The organism is Microcystis sp. M049S2, assembly GCF_020245625.1.
Taxonomy (GTDB): domain Bacteria; phylum Cyanobacteriota; class Cyanobacteriia; order Cyanobacteriales; family Microcystaceae; genus Microcystis; species Microcystis ichthyoblabe_A.
The window spans coordinates 1-4433 of sequence record NZ_JADBUN010000267.1 but is presented as its reverse complement, the minus strand read 5'-3'; the positions used below and the strand labels follow the sequence as shown (position 1 = coordinate 4433).

The window sequence follows — 4433 nt, the reverse complement described above, 5'->3', positions numbered from 1 at the left end:
GTAACAAGGTAGCCGTACCGGAAGGTGCGGCTGGAATACCTCCTTTTAGAGATACTGCTTACCATTGCTGTTGTTTCCACTTCTTTCAATTTTGTTCTTTGTTTGTACTAATAGTACCCGAATCAGACCCGTAGCTCAGTTGGTTAGAGCGCTACACTGATAATGTAGAGGTCACCAGTTCAACTCTGGTCGGGTCTACTTAGTAACACAAGCGGGGGTTCAGCTCTGCCGGATCACCCAGCCGATGACGGTATTGGGATTTTGGTCGGTGCTGACATACCGTCAATCCGGGGGGTTAGCTCAGTTGGCTAGAGCATCTGCCTTGCACGCAGAGGGTCATCGGTTCGACTCCGATATCCTCCACCAGAGGAAAAGAGTAGTCGGATACAGTTCTTTATTTAGATGTTGGCTTCGGGCCACCAGGTTCATTACCTGAACATCTGCAACGACCTAAGTTGAAGCAATTCAATGGATGGTTATAGTTCTTTGACATATTGGGAAAGCGAAATCAAAAAACAAGAATGGTAATGGTTCTTATGCAAAGCCATTACCGATAAATTCTTTAAAGCAAACAAGGGCGTATGGTGGATGCCTTGGGTCTGAGAGGCGAAGAAGGACGTGGTAAGCTGCGAAAAGCTACGGGAAGATGCACACGATCGTTATATCCGTAGATCTCCGAATGGGACAACCCAGCACACTGAAGGTGTGTTACTCCGGCGTAAGTTGGAGAGCCAACCCCGAGAACTGAAACATCTAAGTACCGGGTGGAAAAGAAAACAACAGTGATTCCCTAAGTAGTGGCGAGCGAAAAGGGCACAGCCCAAACCGGGTCGGCGTGCCGATCCGGGGTTATAGGACTGCATTTAGAAATTGTTATCAAATCGAATCTTCTGGAAAGTTGAGCCATAGCAGGTGATAGCCCTGTAGATACAAATTAACAAGGACGAGCAGTATCCTGAGTAGCGCGGGACCGGAGGAATCTTGCGTGAAGTTGCCAGCACCATCTGGTAAGGCTAAATACTCCTCAGACACCGATAGTGAACCAGTACCGTAAGGGAAAGGTGAAAAGCACCCCGAACAGGGGAGTGAAATAGTACCTGAAACCGTACGCCTACAAGCGGTCGGAGTCCGCCTTTGGCGGATGACGGCGTGCCTTTTGCATAATGAGCCTACGAGTTACTCCTGACTGGCGAGGTTAAGTTCTTATTTAACGGAGCCGAAGCGAAAGCGAGTCCAAATAGGGCGATTAGTCAGTCGGGGTAGACGCGAAACTTTGTGATCTATCCATGGGCAGGTTGAAGTTCTGGTAACACAGAATGGAGGACCGAACCCGTTGACGTTGAAAAGTCTTGGGATGACCTGTGGATAGGGGTGAAAGGCCAATCAAACTGAGAGATAGCTCGTTCTCCCCGAAATGTTTTTAGGAACAGCCTCGGATATAGAAGTATGATAGAGGTAGAGCTACTGATTGGGCTAGGGGGCTTCACCGCCTACCAAACCCTGACAAACTCCGAATGCTATCATATATCTCCGGGAGTGAGGCTGCGGGCGCTAAGGTCCGTGGCCGAGAGGGAAATAACCCAGATTAGCAACTAAGGTCCCTAATACATAGTTAAGTTGATCAAACGAGGTGGGATTTCTATAACAGCCAGGATGTTGGCTTGGAAGCAGCCATTCATTTAAAGAGTGCGTAACAGCTCACTGGTCGAGAGATCCTGCACGGAAAATAATCGGGCATCAAACTATGAACCGAAGTTCTAAACCTCTGCCTTTGGCAGAGTGTGGTAGGGGAGCATTCAAATCTGCATCGAAGGTGTGGCGCGAGCCATGCTGGAGCGATTTGAAAAGAAAATGTAGGCATAAGTAACGATAATTAAAGTGAAAAACTTTAACGCGAAAAGTCTAAGGTTTCCTGATCAACGTTAATCGGATCAGGGTTAGTCTGGTCCTTAGGAAAACCCGAAAGGGGTATCTGATGGAAAGAAGGTTAATATTCCTTCACCTGCTATACATTAAAAGTGACGCAGGGACGTGGTGGTTGCGTACAGACGGATGTGCGCCTGAGTGGAGTCTTCGGACAAAGCGAAATCATAAAATCCCTGCCAAGAAAAGCGAGTATAGCAGCCAGTACCGGAATCCGACACAGGTAGACGGGATGAGTATTCTAACGCGCTCGGGTGAGCCGTGGAGAAGGAACTAGGCAAATTGACGCTGTAACTTCGGGATAAAGCGTACCGTCTCTGACGGTCTCAGTAAATTGGTTCAACCAACTGTTTAACAAAAACACAGGGCCCTGCAAAAACGTAAGTTGACGTATAGAGCCTGAAACCTGCCCGGTGCTGGAAGGTTAAGGAAGGGTGTTCGGCGCAAGCCAAAGCTCCTGACTGAAGCCCCAGTAAACGGCGGCCGTAACTATAACGGTCCTAAGGTAGCGAAATTCCTTGTCGGGTAAGTTCCGACCTGCACGAATGGTCTAATGAGTTGAACACTGTCTCCTCCACGAGCCCGGTGAAATTGTAGTATCGGTGAAGATGCCGGTTACCCGCCACGGGACGGAAAGACCCCGTGAACCTTCACTACAACTTTGCATTGATTTTGAGCAACAAATGTGTAGGATAGTTGGGAGACTATGAAGCAGCATCGCCAGGTGTTGTGGAGTCATCGTTGAAATACCAACCTTTTGTTGCTTAGAACCTAACCCGCCAAAAGCGGGGACATTGCATGGTGGGTAGTTTGACTGGGGTGGTCGCCTCCTAAAAAGTAACGGAGGCTCGCAAAGGTACCCTCAGTACGGTTGGTAATCGTACGCAGAGCGCATTAGTAAAAGGGTGCTTGACTGTGAGACAAACACGTCGAGCAGGAGCGAAAGCTGGCTAAAGTGATCCGGTGGTTCTGCATGGAAGGGCCATCGCTCAAAGGATAAAAGGTACTCCGGGGATAACAGGCTGATCTTACCCAAGAGCTCATATCGACGGTAAGGTTTGGCACCACGATGTCGGTTCGTCACATCCTGGGGCTGGAGAAGGTCCCAAGGGTTCGGCTGTTCGCCGATTAAAGTGGCACGTGAACTGGGTTCAGAACGTCGCAAGACAGTTCGGTCCCTATCTGTGGTGGGCGCTAGTAAATTGAGTGGACATGACCTTAGTACGAGAGGACCGGGTCGTACGTGCCGCTGGTGTATCTGTTATGCCGCCAGGTGTAATGCAGAGTAGCTATGCACGGCAAGGATAAACGCTGAAAGCATCTAAGCGTGAAACCTTCCACAAGATGAGTTTACTTTTAAGGGTCGTCAAAGACTATGACGTTGATAGGCTACAGGTGTAAAACTGGTAACAGTAAAGCCGAGTAGTACTAATTGCCCGTAAGCTTTATTTTTTTTCTTGTTCTTTGATCAGCTTCCCAATATGTACATTATTGGTTGTTAACAACCGCAACAGCTTATGGTGGTTTTGCCGGGGGTGTTCACCTCTTCCCATTCCGAACAGAGAAGTTAAGTCCCCCATGGCCGATGGTACTTGCATTACGCCGGGAGAGTAGGTAGCTGCCATATTTATTGAGAGCCTCATTGATTGATTTCAGTGAGGCTTTTTTTTTATTTCCCCATAAAGTTTCTCTCTTCCCACCAATGGGGCCAGTGTGGGTTTGAGATTGAGTGTGAAAAAATTCATCCCCACACTCACTTCAATGGGCCAGTGTGGGTTTGAGATTGAGTGTGAAAAAATTCATCCCCACACTCACTCCAATGGGCCAGCGTGAGTGTGAGAGTGAGTGTGAAAAATCTCATCCCCACACTCACACTACTGTTACTGCCCGACTACAAAGGACTAATCTCAAGCTACATCCGAGACACTCTGACAAATGGTTTACGGACACTGGCTTCCTTCTATATTTACTGTTTTCACATCCCGTTTTTTCACGGTATTACCTACCCGTTATTTCAACCTATTTTCTTGAATTCAGTGTTTTAACGGAGTCTCACTCCCTTTCCCCATTAGTACCTTAGACAAATAAGCACGAGAGCATGCAACAATTACTTCGCCGCCTTATTTTAATCATTATCCTACTTTCCTCATTGCAATGTCGTATGACCCGGTTACCCGATTTCGACCCGGATCTTTATCGTCAATTGGTATCAACCATTGCAAAAACAGATCAACTCTATATCAACCTGCGTCTGGCGGATTCCTCCCAAAGAAAATTCTCCCTACACAGCAAGAAATACGCCAACGTTGAAAAATCAATTCGCATCATAGCCCTGCAATATGAATCTCGTCCCTTCAATTCCCGCTTCCTCCCCATCATCAATAACATTACCCTGCTCTTTGAGCGCTACCGAGATGAACACCGCTCGCGCAATAAATTGCCAACCGATGCAGAATTACTCATTTACCAAACCTATCTCCGCGATGCCTGGAAACCCTTGCTCATCGCAG

1 protein-coding gene, 2 tRNA genes and 2 rRNA genes are annotated in these 4433 nt (G+C 47.7%); all 5 read left to right on the top strand.

Going from position 1 to position 4433, the window contains the following annotated elements; translation table 11 throughout:
• The first annotated feature begins 124 nt into the window (after positions 1-124).
• Positions 125-198: transfer RNA gene (locus IM496_RS20700), tRNA-Ile, on the top strand.
• A 91-nt stretch (positions 199-289) separates the two neighbouring features.
• Positions 290-366 (top strand) — tRNA-Ala (locus tag IM496_RS20695).
• 195 nt (positions 367-561) lie between these two features.
• Positions 562-3375 (top strand): 23S ribosomal RNA (locus IM496_RS20690).
• A 64-nt stretch (positions 3376-3439) separates the two neighbouring features.
• Positions 3440-3550: ribosomal RNA gene (rrf, locus tag IM496_RS20685) — 5S ribosomal RNA — on the top strand.
• Between the two features lie 471 nt (positions 3551-4021).
• Positions 4022-4433: hypothetical protein (locus IM496_RS20680; RefSeq protein WP_287663114.1), on the top strand; the 412-nt coding region annotated here is incomplete at its 3' end.